Annotated in this window: 24 protein-coding genes, 1 pseudogene and 1 riboswitch; of the genes and pseudogenes, 20 read left to right on the top strand and 5 right to left on the bottom strand. The window is 41.6% G+C overall.

Annotation, left to right across the window (positions count from 1 at the left end; all coding sequences use genetic code 11):
- Positions 1 to 50 precede the first annotated feature (50 nt).
- Together ACZ47Z_RS10380 and ACZ47Z_RS10375 are read left to right on the top strand one after the other, a co-directional pair.
- On the top strand, positions 51 to 545 hold the full coding sequence (locus ACZ47Z_RS10380; protein WP_015529637.1) for a LeuD/DmdB family oxidoreductase small subunit: 495 nt from the start codon (positions 51 to 53) through the stop codon (positions 543 to 545).
- A gap of 17 nt (positions 546 to 562) precedes the next feature.
- Positions 563 to 1,807, top strand: coding sequence for a 3-isopropylmalate dehydratase large subunit (locus ACZ47Z_RS10375; RefSeq protein WP_117890207.1), 1,245 nt, complete (start codon positions 563 to 565; stop codon positions 1,805 to 1,807).
- A gap of 383 nt (positions 1,808 to 2,190) precedes the next feature.
- Here the strand turns inward: ACZ47Z_RS10375 and thiC are convergent, their stop codons facing one another.
- Together thiC and thiW are read right to left on the bottom strand one after the other, a co-directional pair.
- Complete coding sequence (gene thiC, locus ACZ47Z_RS10370) at positions 2,191 to 3,501, bottom strand: phosphomethylpyrimidine synthase ThiC (RefSeq protein WP_015529640.1); 1,311 nt, start codon at positions 3,499 to 3,501, stop codon at positions 2,191 to 2,193.
- A 301-nt stretch (positions 3,502 to 3,802) separates the two neighbouring features.
- Complete coding sequence (gene thiW, locus ACZ47Z_RS10365) at positions 3,803 to 4,312, bottom strand: energy coupling factor transporter S component ThiW (RefSeq protein WP_015529641.1); 510 nt, start codon at positions 4,310 to 4,312, stop codon at positions 3,803 to 3,805.
- Between the two features lie 95 nt (positions 4,313 to 4,407).
- Positions 4,408 to 4,521, bottom strand: a riboswitch (TPP riboswitch).
- A 574-nt stretch (positions 4,522 to 5,095) separates the two neighbouring features.
- Here thiW and ACZ47Z_RS10360 point away from each other — a divergent pair.
- The 5 genes from ACZ47Z_RS10360 to ACZ47Z_RS10340 all read left to right on the top strand — a co-directional run bounded on the left by ACZ47Z_RS10360 (position 5,096) and on the right by ACZ47Z_RS10340 (position 11,335).
- Positions 5,096 to 6,202: a GntR family transcriptional regulator gene (locus tag ACZ47Z_RS10360; RefSeq protein WP_055157182.1), complete on the top strand. Its 1,107-nt coding sequence runs from the start codon at positions 5,096 to 5,098 to the stop codon at positions 6,200 to 6,202.
- Positions 6,203 to 6,226: 24 nt separating this feature from the next.
- On the top strand, positions 6,227 to 6,931 hold the full coding sequence (locus ACZ47Z_RS10355) for an L-ribulose-5-phosphate 4-epimerase (protein ID WP_055148293.1): 705 nt from the start codon (positions 6,227 to 6,229) through the stop codon (positions 6,929 to 6,931).
- A gap of 83 nt (positions 6,932 to 7,014) precedes the next feature.
- Positions 7,015 to 8,514 carry an L-arabinose isomerase gene (araA, locus tag ACZ47Z_RS10350; protein ID WP_020436653.1) on the top strand — a complete coding sequence of 500 codons (1,500 nt, stop codon included), beginning with the start codon at positions 7,015 to 7,017 and terminating at the stop codon, positions 8,512 to 8,514.
- Positions 8,515 to 8,680: 166 nt separating this feature from the next.
- Entirely contained in the window at positions 8,681 to 9,667 is a 987-nt protein-coding gene (locus tag ACZ47Z_RS10345) for a diaminopimelate dehydrogenase (protein ID WP_020436654.1), read from the top strand.
- A 66-nt stretch (positions 9,668 to 9,733) separates the two neighbouring features.
- Positions 9,734 to 11,335 (top strand): xylulokinase, encoded by a 1,602-nt coding sequence (locus tag ACZ47Z_RS10340; RefSeq protein ID WP_464525555.1) that lies wholly within the window; start codon positions 9,734 to 9,736, stop codon positions 11,333 to 11,335.
- Here ACZ47Z_RS10340 and ACZ47Z_RS10335 read toward each other — a convergent pair whose 3' ends face one another.
- Positions 11,336 to 12,106 (bottom strand): delta-lactam-biosynthetic de-N-acetylase, encoded by a 771-nt coding sequence (locus ACZ47Z_RS10335; protein ID WP_330582950.1) that lies wholly within the window; start codon positions 12,104 to 12,106, stop codon positions 11,336 to 11,338.
- Between the two features lie 333 nt (positions 12,107 to 12,439).
- On the opposite strand from ACZ47Z_RS10335, the gene ACZ47Z_RS10330 reads away from it, so the two are divergent.
- From ACZ47Z_RS10330 to ACZ47Z_RS10315, 4 genes are all read left to right on the top strand, one after another.
- Positions 12,440 to 13,096, top strand: a complete 657-nt coding sequence (locus ACZ47Z_RS10330) for an ECF transporter S component (RefSeq protein WP_020436657.1) — start codon at positions 12,440 to 12,442, stop codon at positions 13,094 to 13,096.
- A 254-nt stretch (positions 13,097 to 13,350) separates the two neighbouring features.
- Positions 13,351 to 13,650, top strand: a complete 300-nt coding sequence (locus tag ACZ47Z_RS10325) for a BMC domain-containing protein (protein WP_015529649.1) — start codon at positions 13,351 to 13,353, stop codon at positions 13,648 to 13,650.
- Between the two features lie 83 nt (positions 13,651 to 13,733).
- Positions 13,734 to 14,015: a BMC domain-containing protein gene (locus ACZ47Z_RS10320; protein WP_015529650.1), complete on the top strand. Its 282-nt coding sequence runs from the start codon at positions 13,734 to 13,736 to the stop codon at positions 14,013 to 14,015.
- 18 nt (positions 14,016 to 14,033) lie between these two features.
- Positions 14,034 to 14,825: an HAD family hydrolase gene (locus ACZ47Z_RS10315; RefSeq protein ID WP_054752356.1), complete on the top strand. Its 792-nt coding sequence runs from the start codon at positions 14,034 to 14,036 to the stop codon at positions 14,823 to 14,825.
- Positions 14,826 to 15,025: 200 nt separating this feature from the next.
- Here the strand turns inward: ACZ47Z_RS10315 and aroB are convergent, their stop codons facing one another.
- Together aroB and aroF are read right to left on the bottom strand one after the other, a co-directional pair.
- On the bottom strand, positions 15,026 to 16,087 hold the full coding sequence (gene aroB, locus ACZ47Z_RS10310; protein WP_054752358.1) for a 3-dehydroquinate synthase: 1,062 nt from the start codon (positions 16,085 to 16,087) through the stop codon (positions 15,026 to 15,028).
- A gap of 10 nt (positions 16,088 to 16,097) precedes the next feature.
- Positions 16,098 to 17,111 (bottom strand): 3-deoxy-7-phosphoheptulonate synthase, encoded by a 1,014-nt coding sequence (gene aroF, locus ACZ47Z_RS10305; protein ID WP_464525554.1) that lies wholly within the window; start codon positions 17,109 to 17,111, stop codon positions 16,098 to 16,100.
- Positions 17,112 to 17,425: 314 nt separating this feature from the next.
- Here aroF and ACZ47Z_RS10300 point away from each other — a divergent pair, with 314 nt between their 5' ends.
- From ACZ47Z_RS10300 to ACZ47Z_RS10260, 9 genes and pseudogenes are all read left to right on the top strand, one after another.
- The gene (locus ACZ47Z_RS10300; RefSeq protein ID WP_054752360.1) at positions 17,426 to 17,797 is read left to right on the top strand and encodes a CidA/LrgA family protein; all 372 of its coding nucleotides are present in this window, start codon (positions 17,426 to 17,428) and stop codon (positions 17,795 to 17,797) included.
- Positions 17,794 to 18,474, top strand: coding sequence for an LrgB family protein (locus ACZ47Z_RS10295; protein ID WP_020436661.1), 681 nt, complete (start codon positions 17,794 to 17,796; stop codon positions 18,472 to 18,474). Before ACZ47Z_RS10300 ends, ACZ47Z_RS10295 begins: the two co-directional genes overlap by 4 nt.
- Positions 18,475 to 18,711: 237 nt before the next feature.
- Positions 18,712 to 19,407: a UMP kinase gene (gene pyrH / locus ACZ47Z_RS10290; protein WP_015529656.1), complete on the top strand. Its 696-nt coding sequence runs from the start codon at positions 18,712 to 18,714 to the stop codon at positions 19,405 to 19,407.
- A gap of 29 nt (positions 19,408 to 19,436) precedes the next feature.
- Positions 19,437 to 19,988, top strand: a complete 552-nt coding sequence (gene frr, locus ACZ47Z_RS10285; RefSeq protein WP_015529657.1) for a ribosome recycling factor — start codon at positions 19,437 to 19,439, stop codon at positions 19,986 to 19,988.
- Between the two features lie 136 nt (positions 19,989 to 20,124).
- A pseudogene (locus tag ACZ47Z_RS10280) lies at positions 20,125 to 20,850 on the top strand (isoprenyl transferase); the annotation flags it as partial.
- A 2-nt stretch (positions 20,851 to 20,852) separates the two neighbouring features.
- Entirely contained in the window at positions 20,853 to 21,665 is an 813-nt protein-coding gene (locus ACZ47Z_RS10275; RefSeq protein WP_020436663.1) for a phosphatidate cytidylyltransferase, read from the top strand.
- Between the two features lie 86 nt (positions 21,666 to 21,751).
- Complete coding sequence (dxr, locus tag ACZ47Z_RS10270; protein ID WP_054752363.1) at positions 21,752 to 22,894, top strand: 1-deoxy-D-xylulose-5-phosphate reductoisomerase; 1,143 nt, start codon at positions 21,752 to 21,754, stop codon at positions 22,892 to 22,894.
- A 3-nt stretch (positions 22,895 to 22,897) separates the two neighbouring features.
- Positions 22,898 to 23,929: an RIP metalloprotease RseP gene (gene rseP, locus ACZ47Z_RS10265; protein WP_054752364.1), complete on the top strand. Its 1,032-nt coding sequence runs from the start codon at positions 22,898 to 22,900 to the stop codon at positions 23,927 to 23,929.
- A 71-nt stretch (positions 23,930 to 24,000) separates the two neighbouring features.
- The gene (locus ACZ47Z_RS10260; protein ID WP_020436666.1) at positions 24,001 to 25,293 is read left to right on the top strand and encodes a peptidoglycan-binding protein; all 1,293 of its coding nucleotides are present in this window, start codon (positions 24,001 to 24,003) and stop codon (positions 25,291 to 25,293) included.
- The last annotated feature ends 30 nt before the right edge of the window (positions 25,294 to 25,323 follow it).

The following is a 25,323-nucleotide window of genomic DNA, read 5'->3' as shown; positions in this document are numbered from 1 at the left end:
AACAAGAGATAATTTACACAGAGAAGAACTTATATATTTTGAGGTGAACTATGGATAAATTTACAGGAAAGGTGTGGGTACTCGGAGATGATATTGATACTGATATCATTATCCCGACAGAGTATCTTGCACTGAAAACAATTGACGATATGAAACAGTATGGATTCAGTCCGCTTCGTCCGGAGCTGGCAGGACAGATCCAGAAAGGTGATATCATCGTTGCAGGAAAGAACTTTGGATGTGGATCTTCCAGAGAGCAGGCACCGGAGATCATCAAAGCACTTGGAATCCAGTGTGTGATCGCAAAATCATTTGCAAGAATCTTTTTCCGCAATTCAATCAACAATGGTCTGCTTTTGATCGAGCAGCCGGATCTGTATGATGATATGAAAGAAGGCGACACAATTGATGTCGTGATGAATCAGCATGTAGACTATAATGGCAAAGAATACCCGATCGCTTCTCTGCCGGAGAATCTGATGAGCATCATTCAGGCAGGCGGACTTGTAAAAGCTATGCGCAAGCTGAATGGACTTGAGGATTGAGCAGAAAGGAGAGCATGATGGGCGAGACGATTATTGAAAAGATTATCAGACATAATACAGGAAAGGCAGTAAAGCCGGGAGATATCGTGACAGTCAATGTTGACAGATGCATGATCCATGATATTTTCATTCCTTTTGTAGCAGATAAATTTGAAGAGATGGGATTTACAAAGCTTCATGATCCGGATAAAGTGGTTTTAATTTATGACCACCTGGTTCCGGCAAGCCAGCAGGATGACACAAGACATTTCCACAAAGGAGATGAATTTGTAGAAAAATATGGACTGACTCACGTACATAGAAGCGACGGAATCTGTCACCAGTTGATGACAGAAGCTGGATATGTGAAACCTGGAGATATCGCATTCGGAACAGACAGCCATACGACAACTTATGGTTGTGTCGGCGCATTTTCATCTGGAATCGGTTATACAGAAATGGCAAGTATTCTCGGAACCGGTACAATGTGGATCAAAGTTCCGGAGACGATCAAAGTTGTGATTGACGGAGAACTTCCGGAAAATGTAATGTCCAAGGATATCATTCTCCGACTGATCGGAGATCTCCGTGCGGACGGAGCAACTTACAGAGCACTGGAATTCTCGGGAAGCACGATTGAGAATATGTCAGTTGCAAGCCGTATGACAATGGCGAATATGGCAATCGAGGCAGGAGCAAAATGTGCTCTTTTCACACCGGATGAGAAGACGGCAGAATATTGTGAGATTGAACTCAATGATTACCAGAAGAGCCTTGTTGGAGATGAAGATGCTGTTTATATGAAGACAATGACATATAAGGCAGAGGATTTCGTTCCGGTTATGGCATGTCCGTCCCAGGTTGATAAGATCAGAAATGTCAGTGAACTGGAAGGAACAGAGATTGACCAGGTATTTATCGGATCCTGTACAAATGGACGTCTGGAAGATCTCAGAGCTGCGGCAGAAGTACTCAAAGGGAAGAAAGTTGCGGACTTTGTGAAGCTGATCGTTACACCGGCAAGCCGCAAGATCTACAGACAGGCACTGGCAGACGGAACCCTGGATATTTTGGCAGAAGCAGGTGCGATCATTACACATCCGGGGTGCGGATTGTGCTGCGGAAGAACAGGAGGAATCCTTTCTGACGGAGAACGAGTTGTAGCAACGAATAACAGAAACTTCCTTGGGCGTATGGGAACATCTAAGGTAGAGATTTATCTTGCAAGTCCGAGAACTGCAGCGGCATGTGCAGTTGCCGGGAAGATTGTGAATCCGGAATAAGATAATATAGAAATATAAAAAGCTATCGATTACAACAATTAAGATGAAATGTGTTGTGATTGATAGCTTTTCTGACATTAAGTGCTATTTAAGGTCTAAAAGTATTCTATTAAAGGACAACAGGATAAAAAAATAAAAGATTTGTTGTAACTGTTCAAAAAGCCATGGTAGAAGCTTATTATCCTCTTAAAGACAAGTCGACTTGGGATATATAACAGGTTTTCAGAGAGCATCGATCATAGGTGTGATCAGCATAGTGCAAGCATGGACTTTGACTCGTTTGATCGCGTAAATGCAAAAGGGAAAGCGATTCTTTAACCGCATTCCCTTAATTATAACTGCTTGGAATTAATCTCCCAAAATGCTATACGTATTTCGGATACTTACAGAATATCAATATATTCCCCGGCCAGTGCCTTATTCATACTTCTTACTGCACAGAACTTTCCACACATACTGCAAGTATCGCTGTGGTCGTCCTCCGGTTTTCTGCTGTCGCGGATTGCTTTTGCAGTTTCAGGATCCAGAGCGCATTCAAACTGTGCATCCCAGTCAAGAACACGGCGGGCATCTGCCATCTTATCATCGATATCTCTTGCTCCAGGAATTCCTTTGGCAATATCAGCAGCATGAGCTGCAATCTTAGAAGCAATGATTCCCTGTTTTGTATCTTCAACATTTGGAAGAGCAAGGTGTTCAGCCGGTGTTACATAGCAGAGGAAGGAAGCACCGTTCATTGCCGCAACAGCTCCACCGATCGCGGAAGTGATATGGTCATATCCAGGAGCAATATCTGTAACGATAGGTCCAAGAACATAGAAAGGAGCTCCCATACAGATGGTCTGCTGCACTTTCATGTTAGCTGCAACCTGATCAAGCGGTACATGTCCAGGTCCTTCTACCATAACCTGAACATTATGATCCCAGGCACGTTTTGTCAGTTCGCCGAGACGTACAAGCTCTTCAATCTGGCATACATCTGTAGCGTCAGCCAGACATCCAGGACGGCACGCATCACCAAGTGAGATCGTCACGTCATATTCTTCACAGATATCAAGAATCTCATCATAGTACTCGTAGAATGGGTTCTCTTCTCCTGTCATGCTCATCCATGCGAATACAAGGCTTCCTCCACGGCTTACAATGTTCATTTTACGTTTATGCTTTTTGATCTGTTCAATTGTTTTTCTTGTGATTCCGCAGTGAAGTGTAACAAAGTCAACACCGTCTTCTGCATGCATACGGATGACATCAAGGAAATCCTGTGCAGTCAGAGTTGCAAGATCTCTCTGATAATGAATGACACTGTCGTATACAGGAACTGTACCGATCATAGCAGGACATTCAGAAGTCAGTTTGCGACGGAATGGCTGTGTATCTCCATGGCTGGAAAGATCCATGATCGCTTCCGCACCGAGTTCTACTGCGCTCATTACTTTCTGCATCTCAATATTATAATCTTTGCAGTCACGGGAAACTCCGAGATTGACATTGATCTTTGTGCGGAGCATGCTTCCGACACCTTCCGGGTTCAGTGCTTTGTGGTTTTTGTTCGCACAGATCGCAACTTTTCCTTCTGCGACAAGCTTCATCAGTTTGTCAGTTTCCATATGTTCTTTTTCAGCTACTGTTTTGATTTCCGGGGTGAGAATCCCCTTGCGGGCTGCATCCATCTGGGTTGTGTAGTTTCTCATGTTGTTTTGCCTCCGTTCTTACATGTGAATTGATAAATATTATGACGTCAGCAAAACACGGACAGCGTACACGAGAAAAGCTACTACCTCCTGCACATGAACGAATGTGGACAGGAGATGTAACTATTAACCTACACTTCCAGTGAATGAGTAGAAAAATTATGCTGACGCCTTCAGCGGAGAGATGTTAATAACTGGAAAATAAAGAGGTTATTAACGGAAAACTCCGGTGATTACAGATTGATTCTGCATTTTCTTGTGCGGTACAAGGTGGTGTCCCCAATGTATCGCATAGAACAACTTATGAAGTCGGGAAAAGCTGTGCCATTACTCCACTTTTCTGGAATACTGAAATCAGCAGGAATGCCAGGATACTTCCGGCTACTGTTGAGATCAGGAATGGGATCACATAGATAAATAATCCTGCCGGTGCTGCTCCCATAAGGAATAAAGCAACCGGATAAGCAGCAATTCCTCCGAGAATACCTGTTCCAAGTGCCTCTGCAAGACAAGTAAGGCTTAAATTCTTACATTTCTTGTAAACAAGTCCACAGCAGAGAGCTCCAATCATACTACCCGGGAAAGCCATCAGACTTCCGATTCCAAGTATGTTGCGTAGAAGGCTTGCACAGAATGCAATTCCAACGCCCCAGCCGGGACCAAGAAGTACGGCTGCAAAGATATTTACCATATGTTGAACCGGTGCACATTTACTTCCGGCTACAGGAAAGCTTAAAAAGCTTCCAACGATGGCAAGAGCGGTGAGAACACCTGCAAGTGCCAGTTTTTTTGTGTTTGTTGTCTGTTTCATAACTTGAGTCTCCTTTCAAATGAAAAAAAGGATCCTCACCTGAGTGAAGATCCTACCAGCTGTCCGAAGTAAAAAGAGATGCAAGGGCATCTCAATCATTACATGGTATCAATTCCCTCCGTTGGCATTATCCAAATCAGGTTTAAACGGGTCGAAACGGTAACACGTCTCCTCTCAGCCGGTTCTGACCAGCTCCCCTTTGACAATATTTAATTCTTTGTCTGATGTAATTATGAACCGAAATCAAATAAATTTCAAGACATTTTTTTGAAAATATAATATTTGAGTGAATGTATAGTTGCTGGTCGCACAACGTGTGAACAGCAACTATGTACCCAAGAGGGAGAGGAAAAAATTTTATTTGGCGGATACGCTACACCGACGAAATGCGTAGCATTTTGAAGGTTGGCTCTGAACAGTTATTGATTTGTATTGAAAAATAAGAATAAAAACAATACAACTTTGAATTTATATACATTTTCAAGTGAAAAAGATTGGATATCCTGCGGATTGTATTGTAACATGTATTGTTGTATATTAAGTGCATAAAGAGAATGTACTGATCGGATCGATGAAAATCAGAGGTTACTGTTCACTCCCGTGTCAATCACTCCGCTGATTGACACGGAGGATGCATGTTTTGGTTTGAATGCATCTCGCCCCATCGCCAAAGGCGATTTAAAATGGCGAGATGCGTTGCTGGTCGCACATCGTGTGAACAGTAACAATCAAAGTGTCGTATGACAGTAATGATAGTCGATTGTATAGAGAGGTCATAAGCGAATGAAAAAATTTGAGAAAATCGTAACCTGGATACAGGAGGAAGTAAGAACAGGAAAAATGATTTCCGGAGAGAAAATTCCTTCTGAGCAGGAATTGTCCGAACAATTTCAGGTCAGTCGCCAGACCGTACGGCGGGCATTAGAGGAATTAGTAAAACAGAATATTGTAGAAAGCAGACGTGGCAGTGGATCCTATATATGTGAAGAAGCGGGCTCGATTTTGGGAAATATAGAAAGAAAAAGATCAGATCACGAAGAAAAGCGAATCGCAGTGATGCTGACATACATTGATACATATATTTTCCCAATTATTGTTCGGGAAATTGAGAAAAAAGTTACTCAGGCAGGCGGAATCCTTCAGATTGCGATGACAGATAATTCGGTTGCAAAAGAGCGGATGCATTTAGAAGAATTTTTGAGAACAAGAAGAATTGATGGATTGATTGCAGAACCTGTGAAAAGCGGGCTTCCGAATCCGAATTTAGATTTATATCAGAAATTACAGAAATCAGGAATACCGGTTTTGTTTGTGAATAGTTTCTATGAGAATCTCACAATTCCGCATGTCAGTCTGGATGATGAGAAAGCAGGCTACATTGCAACGAAACACCTTTTGGAATGTGGACATACAAGAATAGCAGGAATCTTCAAGGCGGATGATGGGCAGGGAAGAATGCGATATGCAGGATACACAAAAGCACTCATGGAACATTCACATAAAATCAAGAATCGGCAGATTTTATGGATCGATTCAGAAGATATCCGTGAGATGGAGCTGGTAAGTGAAAGAATTTTAAAGCGGTTAAACGGATGTACAGCCTGTGTCTGCTACAATGATGAGATTGCAAGTAAGTTGATTCAAATCTTGCAAAGTGCAGATTTGCAGGTGCCAGATCAGATTTCAGTGATTGGAATTGACAATTCCAATCTTGCAAGATTTTGTGAAGTACCAATCACATCGGTAAATAATCCGGCAAATGAGATTGGAAAGTGTGCAGCACAGATTATATTGGATAAGATTGATAAAAATATGGAAATGTACTCAGCGGAATTTGCACCGGAACTTGTGATGCGAAATTCTGTGAAATTATATAATGAAGTCATGTAGACAGCAGACGAAAGGAGAAGAACAATGTTAGAACAGTTAAAAAAAGAAGTGTATGAGGCAAATATGCTGCTTCCAAAATACGATTTGGTTACATTTACATGGGGAAATGTAAGTGGAATCGATCGAGAAAGCGGACTTTTTGTTATTAAACCAAGTGGAGTTGAATATGATAAGCTGACTCCGGAAGATATGGTAGTTGTTGATCTGAACGGAAATAAAGTAGAGGGACGTTACAATCCATCTTCCGATACACCGACACATGTTGTTCTTTATAATCGTTTTCCAAAAATCGGTGGTGTTGTACATACACATTCTGCATGGGCAACAAGCTGGGCACAGGCAGGAAGAGATATCCCATGTTACGGAACAACACATGCAGATTACATCTACGGAGAAATCCCATGCGTGCGTAATCTGACGAAAGAAGAGATTGAGGAAGCATATGAGAAGAACACAGGAGTTCTGATTGCAGATGAGTTTGAAGCTAAGAAGAAAGATTATATTGCAGTTCCGGCAGTTCTTTGTAAGAATCATGGTGTATTTACATGGGGTAAAGATGCACACGAAGCAGTTCACAATGCAGTTGTTGCAGAAGAAGTTGCAAAGATGGCAGCAAGATGTGAGATGATCAATCCGCAGGTAAAACCGGCTCCGCAGGAACTTCAGGATAAGCATTACTATAGAAAACATGGTGCGAATGCCTATTACGGACAGAATACAGCAAAATAATAACTGTCAAGTATAACATAATAACAAATTAAGTGATAAATAAAAAATAACTATAAACATTTTATAACAAGGAGGACACAAAAATGTTAAAGAAGAAAGAGTACAAATTCTGGTTTTGCACAGGTTCACAGGATCTTTACGGAGATGAATGTCTGGCGCATGTAGCAGAGCATGCCAAGATTATCGTAGAGAAGCTCAATGAGTCTGGAGTTCTTCCATATGAAGTTGTATGGAAACCAACATTGATCACAAACGAACTGATCCGTAAGACTTTTAATGAAGCTAATATTGATGATGAATGTGCCGGTGTCATTACATGGATGCATACATTCTCACCTGCAAAATCATGGATTCTTGGACTTCAGGAGTTCAGAAAACCATTGCTTCACCTTCATACACAGTTCAATATGGAGATCCCATATGACACGATCGATATGGATTTCATGAATGAGAACCAGTCAGCACATGGTGGACGTGAGTTCGGACACATTTTCACAAGACTTGGAATCGAGAGAAAAGTTGTTGTTGGACACTGGTCAGACGAGAAGGTTCAGGAGAAGATCGCTTCCTGGATGCGTACAGCAGTTGGTGTGATCGAAAGCAGCCATGTACGTGTCATGAGAGTTGCAGACAACATGAGAAATGTTGCTGTTACTGAAGGTGACAAAGTAGAGGCACAGATTAAATTCGGATGGGAAGTAGATGCTTATCCGGTAAATGAAATCGCAGAGTCTGTAGATGCTGTAAGCGCAGCAGATGTAAATACATTAGTAGAAGAGTATTATGACAAATATGAGATCCTTCTTGAAGGAAGAGATCCGGAAGAGTTCAGAAAACATGTTGCTGTTCAGGCACAGATTGAGCTTGGATTCGAGCGTTTCCTTGAGGAGAAAAACTATCAGGCAATCGTTACACACTTTGGAGATCTCGGTGCACTCAAACAGCTTCCTGGACTTGCGATCCAGCGTCTGATGCAGAAGGGATATGGATTTGGAGCTGAAGGAGACTGGAAGACAGCAGCTATGGTCCGTATCATGAAGATCATGACAGAAGGCATGAAAGATGCAAAAGGAACATCGATGCTGGAAGATTATACATACAATTTTGTGCCTGGAAAAGAAGGAATCCTTCAGGCTCATATGCTTGAGATCTGCCCATCTATCGCAGACGGTCCGATCAGCATCAAGGTAAATCCACTTTCTATGGGAGACAGAGAAGATCCTGCAAGACTTGTATTTACATCAAAAGAAGGAAAGGGTATTGCAACATCACTGATCGATCTTGGAGATCGTTTCCGCCTGATCATCAATACAGTTGACTGCAAGAAAAATGAAAAACCAATGCCGAAGCTTCCGGTAGCAACAAACTTCTGGACACCGGAGCCGGATCTCGCAACAGGAGCTGAAGCCTGGATTCTTTGCGGTGGTGCACATCATACAGCATTCTCTTATGATATCACTGCAGAACAGATGGGTGACTGGGCAGCAATGATGGGAATCGAAGCTGTATATATTGATAAAGATACAACAATCCGTAATCTGAAAAATGAACTCAGATGGAATGAACTTGCATTTAGAAAATAAAAAATCATTAAGAGGATAACCTTCAATACTTAAAAATTCATCGAAAAATCATTGAAATGAAGAAAACGAAAAGGTATAATATCTAATTAGAAAAAAAGTCTCCGTAAATCTGTCCGCTAAGAAAATGCAAAGCAAACAGATCTGCGGAGCAAAAAGGAGTTTAAGTATGAGTATTAAAATTGGTATTTTAGGTTATGGTAATCTTGGAAGAGGCGTTGAGTGCGCAGTAAAGCAGAATGATGATATGGAGCTTGTGGCAGTGTTCACAAGAAGAAATCCGGAAGATGTCAAGATTCTGACAGAGACTGCGACAGTTTGTAATGTAGCAGACGTAGAAGACTGGAAAGATAAGATTGACGTTATGATAATTTGCGGAGGAAGCGCAACAGACCTTCCAAAACAGACACCTGTTTACGCAAAGATGTTCAATGTGATCGATAGTTTTGATACACATGCAAGAATCCCGGAGCATTTTGCAAATGTAGATGCAGCCGCAAAAGAAGGCGGACATGTAGGAATCATTTCCGTGGGCTGGGATCCGGGAATGTTCTCACTGAACAGACTGTATGCGAATGCAATTCTTCCAGATGGAAATGATTACACATTCTGGGGCAAAGGTGTAAGCCAGGGACATTCTGATGCAATCCGCAGAGTTGAAGGTGTCAAAGACGGAAAGCAGTACACAATTCCGGTAGAGGCTGCACTGAAAGCAGTAAGAAACGGAGAGAATCCGGAACTTACAACAAGACAGAAACATACAAGAGAGTGTTTCGTTGTACTGGAAGAAGGAGCAGATGCGGCGAAGGTAGAAGAAGAGATCAAGACAATGCCGAACTACTTCTCAGATTATGATACAACAGTACACTTTATCAGTGAAGAAGAACTGAAAGCAAACCACAGCGGAATTCCGCACGGTGGATTTGTACTCCGCAGCGGAAAGACAGGATGGGATGGTGAGAATAAGCACCTGATCGAATATAGTCTGAAACTTGATTCCAATCCGGAATTTACATCATCTGTACTGATCGCTTATGCAAGAGCAGCTTACAGACTGGCAAGCGAAGGACAGAGCGGATGCAAGACAGTATTTGATATTGCACCTGCATACTTAAGCGCAAAGAGCGGAGAAGAGCTTAGAAAACATATGTTATAAAATCGGATGCGGCGATGACTTACTTAAATGAGTTATACGCCGCATTTTTTATAGGAGGGCAAAAATATGAGAGGAAAAGAAGAGATTAAGAAAACAATCGAAGAAGGAAAAGCGGTGCTTGGAATTGAGTTTGGTTCTACAAGAATCAAAGCAGTTTTAATTGATGAGGATAAAAGTCCGATCGCATCCGGAAGTTATGACTGGGAGAATCAGCTTGTAGACAATATCTGGACATACAGCATGGAGAAAATCCAGAATGGTCTTCAGGGATGTTATCAGGATCTTGTGAAAGATGTAGAAGCAAAATATAATGTGAAGCTTACAAAATTTGCGGCACTCGGAGTCAGCGCAATGATGCATGGATATCTTGCGTTTGGTGAGAATGATGAATTGCTTGTTCCGTTCCGTACCTGGAGAAATACGATCACAGAAGAAGCTTCTGAAAAACTGACAGAGCTCTTTTCCTATCATATTCCGCAGCGTTGGAGTATTGCTCATCTGTACCAGGCAATCTTAAATGGTGAAGAACATGTAAAAGATGTTCGTTATATTACAACACTTGCAGGATATATCCATTGGAAACTGACCGGCAAGAAGGTGCTCGGAAATGGTGATGCAGCAGGAATGTTCCCAATCAACATAGCTACTAAGAAATTTAATGAGAAGATGATGGATCAGTTTGATGAACTTACAGCAGAGAAGAATTTCCCATGGAAGATCCGTGAAATCCTTCCGGAAGTTCTTGTTGCCGGAGAAGACGCAGGTGTATTGACAGAAGAAGGCGCAAAACTGCTTGATCCTACAGGAACACTTCAGTCCGGAATTCCAATGTGTCCTCCGGAAGGAGATGCCGGAACAGGAATGGTTGCAACAAACAGCGTTGCTGTCCGTACAGGAAATGTATCTGCCGGAACAAGTGTATTTGCAATGGCAGTACTTGAGAAAGACTTGACAAAGCCTTACGAAGAAATTGACCTCGTAACAACTCCGGCCGGAGATCTTGTAGCGATGGTACACTGTAATAACTGTACATCAGATCTGAATGCATGGGTGAATCTGTTCCGTGAATTTGCAGAGAGTATGGGAATGACAGCAGATATGAACCAGATTTTTGGAACACTTTATAACAAAGCATTAGAAGGAGATTCCGATTGTGGCGGACTTCTGGCTTACAACTATTTCTCAGGAGAGCATATTACAGGATTTAACGAAGGAAGACCGTTGTTCGTTCGTAAACCTGACAGCAAATTTAATCTTGCAAACTTTATGAGAGTGCATCTTTATACTTCTCTTGGAGCATTGAAGACAGGAATGAATATCCTTCTGAAAAAAGAACATGTTGCATTGGATCGAATGATGGGACATGGCGGATTGTTTAAGACAAAAGGTGTTGGACAGAGAATCCTTGCAGGAGCAATCGATACACCGGTTTATGTTATGGAGACAGCAGGTGAAGGTGGTGCATGGGGAATCGCACTGCTTGCCGATTACCTTATTAAGAAAGAGGACAAGGAATCGCTGACAGATTATCTTGAGAACAAAGTATTCCATGATGCAGTGGGAACAGGAATGGATCCGGTTGCGGAAGATGTGGAAGGATACGAGAAATTTATGGAAACATATGCTAAGGGTCTTGCAATCGAGAAAGCAGCGGTTGAAAATCTATAGTTATGTGTGTTGCTGGACGGTGGCAGATGAAGTGGAAATGATATTTTCAAGGGGCTGTACATGATATCCCATCTCTTCCCATCTGGTCAGTAGTTCATCCAGGATTTCAGCATTAGTGGAAGATGTGCTGTGGAGCAGAACGATAGCTCCGGGATGAATCCTTCCGAGGAGTTTGGAGAAAGCTTCTTCTTTGGATGGCTGGTTATCCTGATACCAGTCTACATAGGCGAGACTCCAGAAGAAACTTTTGTAACCAAGTTCTTTTGCCATTTGAAGATTAGCTTCACTGTATTTTCCCTGAGGAGGCCGATAGTATTTGGTCATATTCTTTCCGGTTACGTTTTTATAGGCAGTTTCTACATAGTCCAGTTCTTTTTGGAAATCTTCTATAGAAGAAATATGGGACATGTCGGGGTGATGCCAGGTATGGTTTCCCACGGTGTGTCCTTCTTTTATTATCTGTCGGATCAGTTCAGGCTCAGAGTCAATGTAGGTTCCGACAACAAAAAAAGTGGCTTTTACCTGATGTTTTTTCAGTGCATCAAGGATGGCAGATGTATTTCCGTTTTCGTAACCGGCATCAAAAGTAAGATACAGAACTTTTTCAGACGTATCCTGTGCGTAATAAGCATCCATAGATGCAAGTTCCTGGATCGAAGCATTTCCAACAGGAGTTTTGCCTTCTTCCTGAAAACTTAACCCCCAGTTTCCTTCTGAAGAAAGTGTGAGATCAGGAAGGGCACAGGAAATCGTCCGGGGAATAGAAGTCACGGAGTTCTGGTTGACAGGAGAGGGGCGAGCCGAAGTTGACTCATTAGAAAAAGCGAAAATCTGTTCTTTAAGAAATCCAGCTCCAATACCTGAAAAATAAGAGAAGATAAGAAATAAAATACAATATTTTTTTGATTTCAAAGGGTGTATGGGAAAATGGATACATTTCCGGGAAAGAGAGAGTTTCATTCGTTCACCTCGGAAAATCGTTAATAGAATATATGAAATTGTATTTCTTTTTATACTTGTTGAGCAGGCAAAGGAATGATATACTAATCCGGTAATTGTATTGTATCCCGCAAGTTGGGAATGATAACAAGGAGGAATTGAATAATGAAAACAAAGAAACATGACACTCGTTGGATGGTTAGTGTTGCACTTATGGCAGCGATCGTGATCGTACTGGCCAATACACCGCTTGGTATGATCCAGCTCCCTATCATTAAGGCAACAACAGTTCATATTCCGGTGATCCTCGGAGCAATTCTGTTAGGACCTGGTGCAGGAGCAATTCTTGGAGCAGTTTTTGGTATATGCTCTCTGGTCAGTAATACAATGGCTCCGACACTCTTATCCTTTGCATTTTCACCATTTTTAAGTACAACCGGAATTCCTGGGGCGTTGAAGGCAATCTGGATATCTGTTGGATGCAGAATTCTGATCGGTGTGGTAGCAGGATGGCTGTGGGTACTTTTTACAAAGATTAAACTGAATCAGTTTATTGCACTTCCGATTGTGGGATTTGTTGGTTCAATGGTGAATACTGTCACTGTAATGGGAAGTATTTATTTCCTGTTTGCACAGCAGTATGCCGAGGCAAAAGAAGTTGCACTTACAGCAGTCTTCGGTCTGGTGATGGGAACTGTGACAGCATCTGGTATTCCGGAAGCAATCGCAGCAGCAATTCTCGTTCTTGCACTTGGAAAAGTACTTGTTGTAGTTTTCCGCAAGATGAACCTTGGGGCTGTGAATGTGGAATCTGCAAAATAACAGACGAATTTAAAAATAGAAGAAAGTAATGAATCATGAAGAAGTTAAATGAATGTGGAATTAAGGCTGTTATCAGCTTATAAAGTTACAAAATAGTAACAAAACCACAAGAAAGCAACTTCTTCATGTTGTTTTTTTGATGAATTTTAATTGCTGTTGTAGTTGATTAAGTGTCAGGTGTGTATTATAATAAAGCTATATGATATGCAAAAACTGTTGGAAGATCAGAACAGCAGAAAGAAGAGGAGAAAAATATGGCAGAGGATTACAGAAACCAGGCAATCGGCGTATTTGAACTGGAAAGTGAGTGTATCTGTTTTGTAGCACTTGATGCGGCAGCAAAAGCAGCAGCAGTAAAGATTCAGGGTGTGGAGAGAAATCGTCTTGCGGCAGGAGCCTGCGTGAAGATGAGAGGAAGTGTCTCTGACGTGAAGGCTGCAATGGAAGCAGCACTGGATGTAGCCAGACCGTTGACGAAGATTGTTTCCCATACGGTGATTGCATCACCTTCTGAGGATACGGAAAAAGCAATTGCAATGACAATTAATAAATAGGTATTTGTTCAATTGTCTGTTGTACATATGAGAAGAGTATTGTTTTGTGAGGAAATCAGAGAAGGAAAAGAAAGGGAAATAAGATGAAGAAATATGGAGCATATGGCCTGGTAGAGGTAAAAGGAGAATCCAATGCGGTGATCGTAGTTGACCGCATGTTAAAGACTGCAGAAGTAGAGTATGTGACACAGGACACAAAGTGCGGTGGACATGCACTTGTTTTTGTAGGTGGCAGTGTATCAGCAGTAACAGCAGCGGTTGATGAAGTGAAAAATAATGCACCGTGTAAAGTTATACAAACTGCTGTAATCTCCAATCCGTCTCAGGAGATGGTTGACATAGTAGAAATGTTTAAGAATAGATAAGAGTTAGGATTAAGTAAAATGGAAAGAGCAATCTTGTTTTTTGATATTGATGGAACAGTGTTGAGTGAAGTGACAAAAGAGGTACCGCAAAGTGCGATTGAGGCAATGGAAAAAGCACGAGCGGAAGGACATCTGCTGTTTATTAATACAGGCAGAACAATCTGTAGTATTCCGACAGAGGTGAGAAAATTCCAATTTGATGGGTATTTATGTGGCTGTGGGACATATCTTACAGAACATGATGAAGTTTTGCTAAAAAGCTCGATTGAGAAGCAGAGAGGTATAGAACTGCTGCGAAAAGCAAAAGAATGTAATCTTGGTGTTATTGCGGAAGGACAAGAGGATTGTTATTTTCCTGGGCACATATCACGATTTGACAGGTTAGAATCTACAAGAAGATATTTTGCATCTAGAGGAATAGGAATCGAACAGTCTTTAGAGAGCGAAAGATTTGAATATGATAAGTTATTTGTTTACGTAGATGATAAGAGTGATTTTGATTCTTTTCGTGAGTATCTTGGAGATGACATGGAAGCACTTGACCGTGGCGGAAAGGCCTATGAGGTAATTCAGAAGGGATTTTCTAAAGCGACAGCATGTCAGTTTATTATGGAAAGATATGACATGGATGCAAGTCGTGCGTATGTCTTCGGAGACAGCAGTAATGATCTGGCGATGTTTGAATATGCGGAGCATGCGATTGCGATGGGCAGACATGATTCGGTATTGGATTCATATGCTGAGTTTGTTACAAAGACAGTGGAAAATGATGGAATTGCATATGCCATGAAGCATTATGGATTAATTTAACAGAAAATAGAAAACAGGATCTGTCAGTAAAGATAAAACTGGCGGATCCTGTTTTTTATATATTAGGAAAGTCCTTTTCTAATATATAAAAAACGCTCCGCTCAGGATGCGCACTGCGGCGTACAAGGTAGGTGTCGTAAGCGACCGCCGCAGGCGCAAGAATGTGCCAAGGCACATTCTTTGTTCATAAAGTATTTCTGTTATACAATACCGGCACCGTCAAAGAAGCTGACATCTGTTGGATATACATAGCTGTCTCCAATGTCATGAAGAAGTACAACATTCAAGTGATTATTCAGGTTCTTTTTATCCAAAGAAATTGCATCAGTCAGTACATCAATCGGTAAATTAGAGTTGTCCGGAAGTTTATAAATCTCCAATGCCTTTTTGATCTGTTCTGCGCATCCGGATGTGGTTAATCCTTTCTCTTCTGCAATCTTTGTAATCTGATACATACCAATTCCAACAGCCTCTCCATGGCTTTCGCGCTCATAATTGAAGTGCTGTTCAATCGTGTGCGCAAGTGTGTGTCCAAAGTTCAGAAGAATACGTTCTCCAAGGTCAAACTGATCGGCTTCGACAACGATTCTTTTGATATCAACGCAGCGTGCAATAATCTGTGTCAGCTTCGGCTTTAAATCATCGAAGGAAGTATGTTTACATAAAAGCTCAAAAAGCTCTTTGTCTTTGATGCATCCATATTTGATCACTTCGCCCATTCCATCACTGATGAAATGATCTGGCAATGTATTTAGCACATCTGGGTCAATGATGACTGCCTTTGGGTGATAAAATGCACCAACAAGATTTTTTCCCTGTGAAAGATCTACCGCAACTTTTCCACCAACGGAAGAATCGACTTGCGCAAGAAGTGAGGTTGGAATCTGTACAAATTTGATTCCACGCAGATAACTGCTGGCAGCAAATCCGGCAAGATCACCGATCACACCGCCACCAAGTGCAATGAGCAGGTCACTTCGTGTTAGTTTTGCATTTATTAATGCTTCATAGATCTTAGGCAGAGACTGGAAACTCTTAGTAGGTTCGCCGTGAGGCAGAACAAAAGAGTAGCATTCAAACCCTGAGTCAGACAATGCTTTTGTGATAATTTCTCCATAGAGAGGAAAAACATTGTCATCTGAAACGATCATGATTTTTTTTCCGGAGAACACTTCGCTTACAAGTTCTCCGGTTTTTGCAAGGATTCCATTTTCAATATGGATCGGATAAGAATTCGGTCCAAGATCAACTGTTAATTTCATGACGATCTCCTTAGAATTTTTTACCGACTACTTCGGCAATTTGACGAACTTGCTGAAGCAGAACATCATATTTCTCAGGTTTCAAAGATTGGGCTCCGTCACAAAGGGCAGCTTCCGGATTGTTGTGAACTTCAATCATAAGTCCGTCAGCACCTGCAGCAACTGCAGCCTTTGCCATAGGCTCAACAAGCCACCATTTTCCGCCGGCATGACTTGGGTCAATAACAATTGGAAGATGTGTCTTGCTGCGAAGAACAGGGATACACTGAAGATCCAAAGTGTTTCTTGTAAAAGTCTCAAAAGTACGGATACCACGTTCACAGAGAATAACATTTTCATTACCGGATGCCATGATATACTCAGCGGACATGATCCATTCTTCGTATGTGGCATTCAGTCCTCTCTTTAACAGGATTGGGCGATCAACTTGTCCTAATTCTTTGAGAAGATCAAAGTTCTGCATGTTGCGGGCACCAATCTGGATCAGGTCAACCTTCTCGTTGAATACATCCAGATACTTGGAAGACATGAGTTCTGTGACAATAGGAAGTCCGACTTCTTCTCTGACTGCACAGAGAATATCAAGTCCCTCAAGTCCGAGTCCCTGGAAAGCGTAAGGACTTGTTCTTGGCTTGAATGCGCCGCCGCGGAGAAGATTTGCTCCGGATGTTTTTGCTTTTTGAGCAATCTCAAGAACCTGCTCATAGGATTCTACAGAACAAGGTCCTGCAATCAGTCCTAAATGTTCACCGCCGATCTTAACACCGGAAACATCAATAATAGAGTCTTCCGGATGAAATGCGCGATTTGCAAGCTTATAAGGCTCCTGTACATGCATAACTTTGTCAACACATGTGTCAATTTCAAATTGTCTTGGATCGATCAGTGTTGTATCTCCGATACATCCGATGATCGTCATTCCGGTTCCCTGAACCAGATGAGTGTCAAGTCCGCGCTTTTTTACAAGATTTTCGACACGGTGTATATTTTCCTCAGAAGTATGAGGTTTCAAAACAATAATCATTTTTTATCATCCTCCTTAATATTCGTACTGTAAAATTTTAGTTGTTTAAAGTGCGAAAACATATGTATCATAAAACATATACAATTAGATGTCAATGTCTTTTGGATTATTTGAAGAAATATATCAAAAAAACATGCAAAATAGTGTGATTATTTCATGAATAATCACATTGACGGATAGAGTGCGCAGTGCTAATCTAAAAAGCGTGTCATGTGAAAAGAGAGTTCTCCAGGCATGAGATTGACAGAAACTGACGAAAGAATTGTTTCTGGAACTTGACATGTAGGCTTACATATTAAAAAGAGGTAAAACAAATGAAGATTTTAAAACAGTTTGGTGTGATATTCGGTGTTTGCTGGGTCAGTCTTGTAATCGAACATTATCTGCCGTTTTCTTTTCCGGCGAGTGTGATCGGTATGATTTTATTGTTGATCTGTCTGCTGACCGGGTTCTTAAAGATTGAGCATGTGCAGGAAAAAGCAGATTTTTTATTAGGAAATATGGCATTCTTTTTTGTACCGGCAGGAGTAAGTATCATTAATTATTTTGACATTTTAAAAAGTACAGTGCTTCAGCTTCTTGTAATCTGTGTTGTATCCACGATTGTAACATTTGCTGTGACAGCGTATGTAGTTACGCTGACAGTGAAATTGATGGAGAAGAAAAAGGGAGGAAGGAAAGCATGAAAGAATTAATGACATCTCCTTATTTTGGAGTAGGGTTGAGTGTAGTAGCATTCTGGATAGGAGAAAAGCTGCATAATAAATTAAAGACACCGATCTGTAATCCACTGATCGTTGCGATTGTATTGATTGTAGGAGTCCTTTTGATTTTTGATATTCCATATGATAGCTATGATGTGGGCGGGGCTTTAATCAATATGTTCCTTGCTCCGGCAACAGCATGTCTTGCGGTTGCAATTTATACAAAAATTGATGTTTTGAAGAAATACTGGCTTCCAATTGTAGTTGGATGTACTGCAGGGTCAGCAGCATCTATGGCAAGCGTGTTTGGAATGTGCAAATTATTTGGACTGGATCAGAGCATGACAGTTTCACTGATTCCTAAGTCAGTGACAACACCTATCGCAGTGAGTATTTCTGAGCCGGCAGGTGGTGTAGTGCCGATTACGGTGGTTGCTGTTATTTTCACGGGGATCCTTGGAAGTATTCTGGCTCCGACGCTGATCAAAATATTCCATGTGAAGGATTCTGTGGCAGCAGGACTTGCGATCGGTGCATGTAGTCATGCGGTCGGAACATCAAAGGCAATTGAAATTGGTGAGATCGAGGGTGCAATGAGCGGTCTTGCAATCGGAATCTGTGGAATTATTACAGTGCTGTTTTCAATGCTTATTATGTAGGCGAATTTAATAATCATGAAAAGAATCGATTTCATCAGGATTTTCGTATAGAAACATTGCCTGAAAGAAATCGGTTCTTTTTTTGAAAAAAATAAGGATTTCACGCTTCGGTCATGACAAATGTGGAAACTTATGTTATACTCTAAGTTAGGTTAGTGCCATTATACTTTGAATTATGGTTTGTGTGAAAAAGACAGAACAGGCACTGAAAGATAGAATTTAAAGGAGCTATACGGTATGAAAAGAGTATTGTTAAAGCTGAGCGGAGAAGCTCTTGCAGGCGAGAAGAAGACTGGATTTGATGAGGCAACTTGTATCGGAGTTGCGAAGCAGGTAAAACAGCTTGTAGATGAAGGTGTGCAGGTAGCAATCGTAACAGGAGGAGGAAACTTCTGGAGAGGAAGAACAAGTGAGACAATTGACCGTACAAAAGCAGATCAGATCGGTATGCTTGCAACAGTTATGAACTGTATCTATGTGTCAGATATTTTCCGTCATGTAGGAATGAAGACAGAAGTATTCACACCTTTTGTATGCGGAGCATTTACATCTCTGTTCTCAAAGGATGCGGCAGTTGCAGCACTGGAAGAAGGTAAGGTGATCTTTTTCGCAGGTGGAACAGGACATCCATATTTCTCAACAGATACAGGTGCAGTTCTCCGTGCAATCGAGATTGAGGCAGATGCAATGCTTCTTGCAAAGGCAATTGACGGTATCTATGACAGTGATCCGAAGGTGAATCCGGCAGCAGTGAAGTATGATGAAATTTCTATTCAAGAAGTGATCGATCAGAAACTCGCAGCAGTTGATCTGACAGCATCCATTCTCTGTCTTGAGAATAAGATGCCGATGCTTGTATTCGGACTTAATGAAGAGAATAGTATTGTAAATACAATGCAGGGAAAATTCACAGGAACAAAAGTTACTGTATAAACTATTTTAAATAGCGGAGGAATTACAGCATGAATGAAAAAAACAAAATCTATGATGATAAGATGACAAAGACAATTAACAATCTGGATGGAGAACTTGCTACAATCCGTGCAGGGCGTGCAAACCCACATGTACTGGATAAGCTGGCAGTTGATTACTACGGAACACCAACACCGATCCAGCAGGTAGCGAATGTATCTGTACCGGAAGCACGTATGATCCAGATCCAGCCATGGGAGAAGAGCATGCTCAAGGCAATTGAGAAAGCAATTCTTACATCTGATATCGGAATCAACCCGACAAATGATGGAACATCTATCCGTCTAGTATTCCCAGAACTGACAGAGGACCGCAGAAAAGAACTTGCGAAAGATGTTAAGAAAAAAGGTGAGGAAGCGAAAGTTGCTGTACGTAATGTCCGTCGTGATGGAAATGTTGCTTTCAAGAAACTGAAAGGAACGGAAATTTCTGAAGATGAGATCAAAGATCTTGAAGATGAACTTCAGAAGATCACAGACAAGTATGTTGCTAAGATTGACAAGATGGTAGAGGCGAAGTCCAAGGAAATCATGACAGTCTAAATCGAAAAACAGCAGAGCTGAATTGTCAGATTGTAATGTGGAAAAACTGTTTACAGATTATTTGTACGCAGATAAGTTTTTAAGAACATGGAGGCTTATTTAAGGCCTCCATTTCTTCTTTAAAGAAAGTTGCGACAGAGAGGATAAGAAAATGAACGTACCACAGCATATTGCGATTATTTTAGATGGAAACGGACGCTGGGCAAAATCAAAAGGAATGCCGAGAAATTACGGACACGCACAGGGAGCCAAGAACGTTGAGAAGATCTGTGAAGAAGCATGGCGTATGGGAATCAAGTACCTGACAGTCTATGCATTTTCTACAGAAAACTGGAGCAGACCACAGAATGAAGTGGATGCACTGATGAAACTTTTAAGAAATTACATGAAAACATGTCTGAAGACAGCGGCAAAGAATGATATGAAGATCCGTGTGATCGGCGATATTGAACCGCTGGATGAGGATATCAAGAGCCGGATCAGAGAACTGGAAGAGGCAACAGCCAACAATGGAGGGCTTAATTTTACAATTGCTCTGAATTATGGAAGCCGTGATGAGATCACAAGAGCAGCCAGAAAGCTTGCGAAGGATTGTGCGGCCGGCAAGGTAAATCCGGACACGATCGATGAATCATTATTTAATTCTTATCTGGATACAAATGACATTCCGGATCCGGATTTGATGATCCGTACAAGCGGAGAACAAAGATTATCGAATTATCTGCTTTGGCAGTTGGCCTATTCAGAGTTTTATTTTACAGATATTCCGTGGCCGGCATTTACGAAAGAAGAGCTTATAAAAGCGGTGGAAGAATATAACCGCAGGCATAGAAGATTCGGCGGAGTAGAGGAGGCGGAATAAAGATGTTTAAAACAAGGTTACTAAGTGGAATACTATTAGTGATCATCGCGCTTGTCACAGTGATCACGGGCGGAAACCTGCTCTTTGCAGTTTTGTTATTAATCAGCCTGATCGGAATGACAGAGTTGTATAAAGTATTTCACATAGAGAAGAAGGCACCAGGAATTGTCGGATATATTTTTGCAATCCTGTATTATGGGTTATTATATTTTAAACCGCTTCTTCCGGGAGAATCCTTAAACTGGTTTGTTATGCTGTTTATGGCTTTTTTGATCTGCCAGATGGCGGTTCTTGTATTTGCCTATCCGAAATATAATACACAGCAGATTTTTGCCGGTTTTTTTGGAATGTTCTATGTGGCAGTGATGCTCTCTTACATTTATCAGACAAGAAATCTTCCGGGAGGAATCTTCTCGGTATGGCTTGTATTTGTATGCTCCTGGGGATGTGATACTTGTGCATACTGTGTCGGTATGTTGATCGGAAAGCACAAGCTGGCACCGATTTTAAGTCCGAAGAAATCAATAGAAGGTGGAATCGGAGGAATCCTTGGTGCAGCATTGATCGGAGTATTGTATGGACTTGCAATTAACTACTGGGGAAATGCGGCAGCAGATTTATTGCAATATGCGATTATTGGTGCGGTCGGTGGAGCAATTTCACAGATTGGAGACCTGGCAGCTTCTGCGATCAAGAGATACCACAACATTAAAGATTATGGAAAACTGATTCCGGGACATGGAGGAATTCTTGACCGTTTTGACAGTGTTATCTTTACAGCACCTATTATTTTCTATCTTTCCCTGTTTCTGTAAAAGGAGATATATGTGTGATAGATGCGTTGCTGATCCACAGTTTTGTGGATTGTAACATAAAAGCAGAATAGAGGTAAAAAGTTACGATGAAGAAAATTGCAATTTTGGGATCTACAGGATCCATAGGAACACAGACATTGGAGATTGTCAGGACAAATGGCGATCTGGAGGTTACAGCACTTGCAGCAGGGAATAATATTGATCTCCTGGAGAAACAGATCAGAGAATTTAAGCCGAAACTGGCAGCAGTTTGGAAAGAAGAAAGAGCAAATGAATTAAAAGACAAAATAAATGATCTGGATGTTAAAGTAGTAAGCGGTATGGATGGACTGCTTGAAGTAGCGAGACAGCCGGAGTCAGAGATTCTTGTGACAGCAATTGTCGGAATGATTGGAATTCTTCCTACAATTGAAGCAATTAATGCAGGAAAAGATATTGCTTTGGCAAATAAAGAGACACTGGTCACAGCAGGACATATCATTATGCCGCTGGCAAAGGAAAAAGGGGTTTCTATTCTTCCGGTGGATAGCGAGCACAGCGCAATCTTTCAGTCTCTTCAGGGAGGACAGCAGAAGGCTCTGCACAAGATTCTCCTGACGGCATCCGGTGGACCATTTAGAGGAAAGAAACTGGAAGATCTGGAGAACATCCAGGTAGAGGATGCATTGAAACATCCAAACTGGGCAATGGGACGCAAGATTACAATTGACTCATCTACAATGGTGAACAAAGGTCTTGAAGTGATTGAGGCGAAATGGCTCTTTGGAGTGGATGTAGATCAGATTCAGGTTGTTGTGCAGCCACAGAGTATCATTCATTCAATGGTGGAATATGAAGATGGTGCAGTGATCGCACAGCTTGGAACACCGGATATGAAACTTCCAATCCAGTATGCACTCTATTATCCGGAACGTCGTTATCTTCCGGGTGACAGACTGGACTTTTCGACACTTCAGCAGATCACGTTTGAACAGCCGGATCTGGAAACATTTTATGGATTGAAGCTTGCTTTTGAAGCGGGAAGAACAGGAGGTTCCCTTCCGACCGTGTTAAATGCGGCAAATGAGAAAGCAGTTGCGCTGTTCCTTGACAGAAAGATTAAGTATCTCCAGATTCCTGAAATTATTCAGGCGTGTATGGAAGCGCATAAAAATATTGCGGCTCCAACTGTTGAGGAGATACTAAAGACAGAACAGGAAACATATGAATTTATTAAAAACAGGTGGTAATGTATGGGCATAATCTTGGCAATTCTGCTATTCAGTGCGATTGTAATCTTTCACGAATTAGGACACTTTCTGCTTGCAAAGAAGAATAAGATCCGTGTGGATGAATTCTCTCTGGGTCTTGGACCGACTATTTTTGGAAAACAGTTTGGAGAAACAAAATTCAGCTTAAAGCTTCTTCCGTTTGGCGGAGCCTGCATGATGGGAGAAGATGATGTGGATGATATGTCTGAAGGGAGCTTTAACAGCAAATCGGTCTGGGCAAGAATGTCAGTAATTGTTGCAGGTCCAGTGTTTAATCTTATTCTTGCATGGATCCTCTGCATGATTATTATTGGCTGGACGGGATATCGAGCACCGATTGTCAGTAATGTGACAGATGGATATTCAGCGCAGGAAGAAGGTATCGAACCGGGAGATGTGATCAAGAAGATCGGAGGAAAATCAGTTCATATCTGGAACGATATCAGTCTGTATAATATGATGCATGCGGGAACAAAAAGTGTAGAAGTTGAGTATGAGCGTGACGGTAAGGATTATACAGTTGTGCTGGAACCAAAACAGAATGAGGGAGATGCTTTTCCTCTGCTTGGAATTACAGGTGGTGAGATGGTTCGTCCGGGTCTGTTTGGAACAGTTCGATACGGAGCATATACGGTGAAGTATTGGATCACATATACAGTTGACAGTCTGAAAATGTTAGTTGGTGGAAAGGTAGGAGTAAAAGATCTTTCCGGTCCGGTTGGAATTGTCAGTGCGGTAGATAACGTTTATCAGGAAGCAGCTCCGGCAGGCATGGTAGTAGTGATTTTAAATCTTCTCAATATAGGAGTACTTCTGACCGCCAACCTGGGTGTGATGAATCTGTTACCGCTTCCGGCGTTGGACGGTGGACGTCTTGTATTCCTTATCATTGAGGCCGTTCGTGGAAAAAGAGTACCGCCTGAGAAAGAAGGCATGGTACATTTTGCAGGATTTGTGCTTCTGATGGCATTGATGGTTGTTATTATGTTTAATGACATTCTGAAACTTGTGTAGAAAACAGGAAAGAATAGGAGTTTCCCGCATATACTGGAAAAAGGAAACGAATCAGATGTGGGAGACAAACTATGAAACTTTTTCAACCGATACAAGGTTCAATTGAAAGCAAAGAAACGCAGGAGAATCTGATCGATCGTGGTCAGCTGCAGGTAAATGTTACATCTTCTGTGAATGCATTTCCAGTAAAAGAAGCACGGATTTCCATCTCTTATACAGGAATTCCGGAAAGTATATTAGAGCAGGTAGTCACGGATTCTTCCGGTCAGACAGAACTGATTGAATTGAATGCACCACCGGAAGAATGGAGTCTGGATGAGAACGAAGAACGTCAACCATATTCAGAATATACATTGAATATTGAAGCAGAAGGATTTGAGTCGATCAGTGTTTCGGGAACAGAGATCCTGGCAAACACAAAGGCAATCCAGAATATACGCATGAAACAAAAGGATCAGAGCAGGGAAGAAGAGCAGGTATTCGTCATCCCTGCTCATACTTTATATGGAAATTATCCTCCGAAGATTGCAGAGGAAGAGATTAAGCCGGTAAATGAAACAGGAGAAATTGTCTTGAGCCGTGTGGTTGTACCGGAATATATTATCGTACATGATGGATCTCCGCGGGATTCTACAGCACAGAATTATTATGTGAAGTACAAAGATTATATAAAAAATGTCGCATCAAGTGAAATCTATGCAACCTGGCCGGCAGACACCATAAGGGCAAATGTGCTGGCAATTATGTCATTTACTTTAAACAGGGTTTATACGGAATGGTATCGAAATAAAGGGTTTGATTTTACAATTACATCATCAACGGCATTTGACCATAAATGGATCCCGGAGCGCAATATATTTGAGCCTATTTCAGTGATTGTGGATGAACTGTTTGCAGACTATCTGTCACGGCCGAATGTGCGCCAGCCAATCCTGACACAGTATTGTGATGGCCGCAGGGTGAGCTGTCCAAATTGGTTGACACAGTGGGGGTCAAAAAGTCTGGGAGAACAGGGATTTTCTCCGATTGAAATTCTAAGGTATTATTATGGTGACGATATGTATATCAATACGGCAGAAGCAATCTCAGGTATTCCGTCCTCCTGGCCGGGATATACACTGGAACAAGGTTCACAAGGCCCCAAAGTGCGTCAGATACAGGAAGAACTGAATGTGATTGCAGGTGCATATCCGGAAATCCCCAAATTGACGGAAGATGGAATCTATGGACCTGAAACAGAAGCGGCTGTCCGGAAATTTCAATCTATATTCGGTCTTCCGGTAACAGGAGAGATAGATTATAAAACATGGTATAAGATATCGGAAATTTATGTTGGCGTGTCAAGAATAGCAGAGCTTTCATAAAGTACAGGAACAGTTCAGACAGGAGACAGT

The organism is Mediterraneibacter faecis (genome assembly GCF_055383675.1).
The sequence above is the reverse complement of the archived record's forward strand: the minus strand, read 5'-3'. Positions and strand labels throughout refer to the sequence as shown.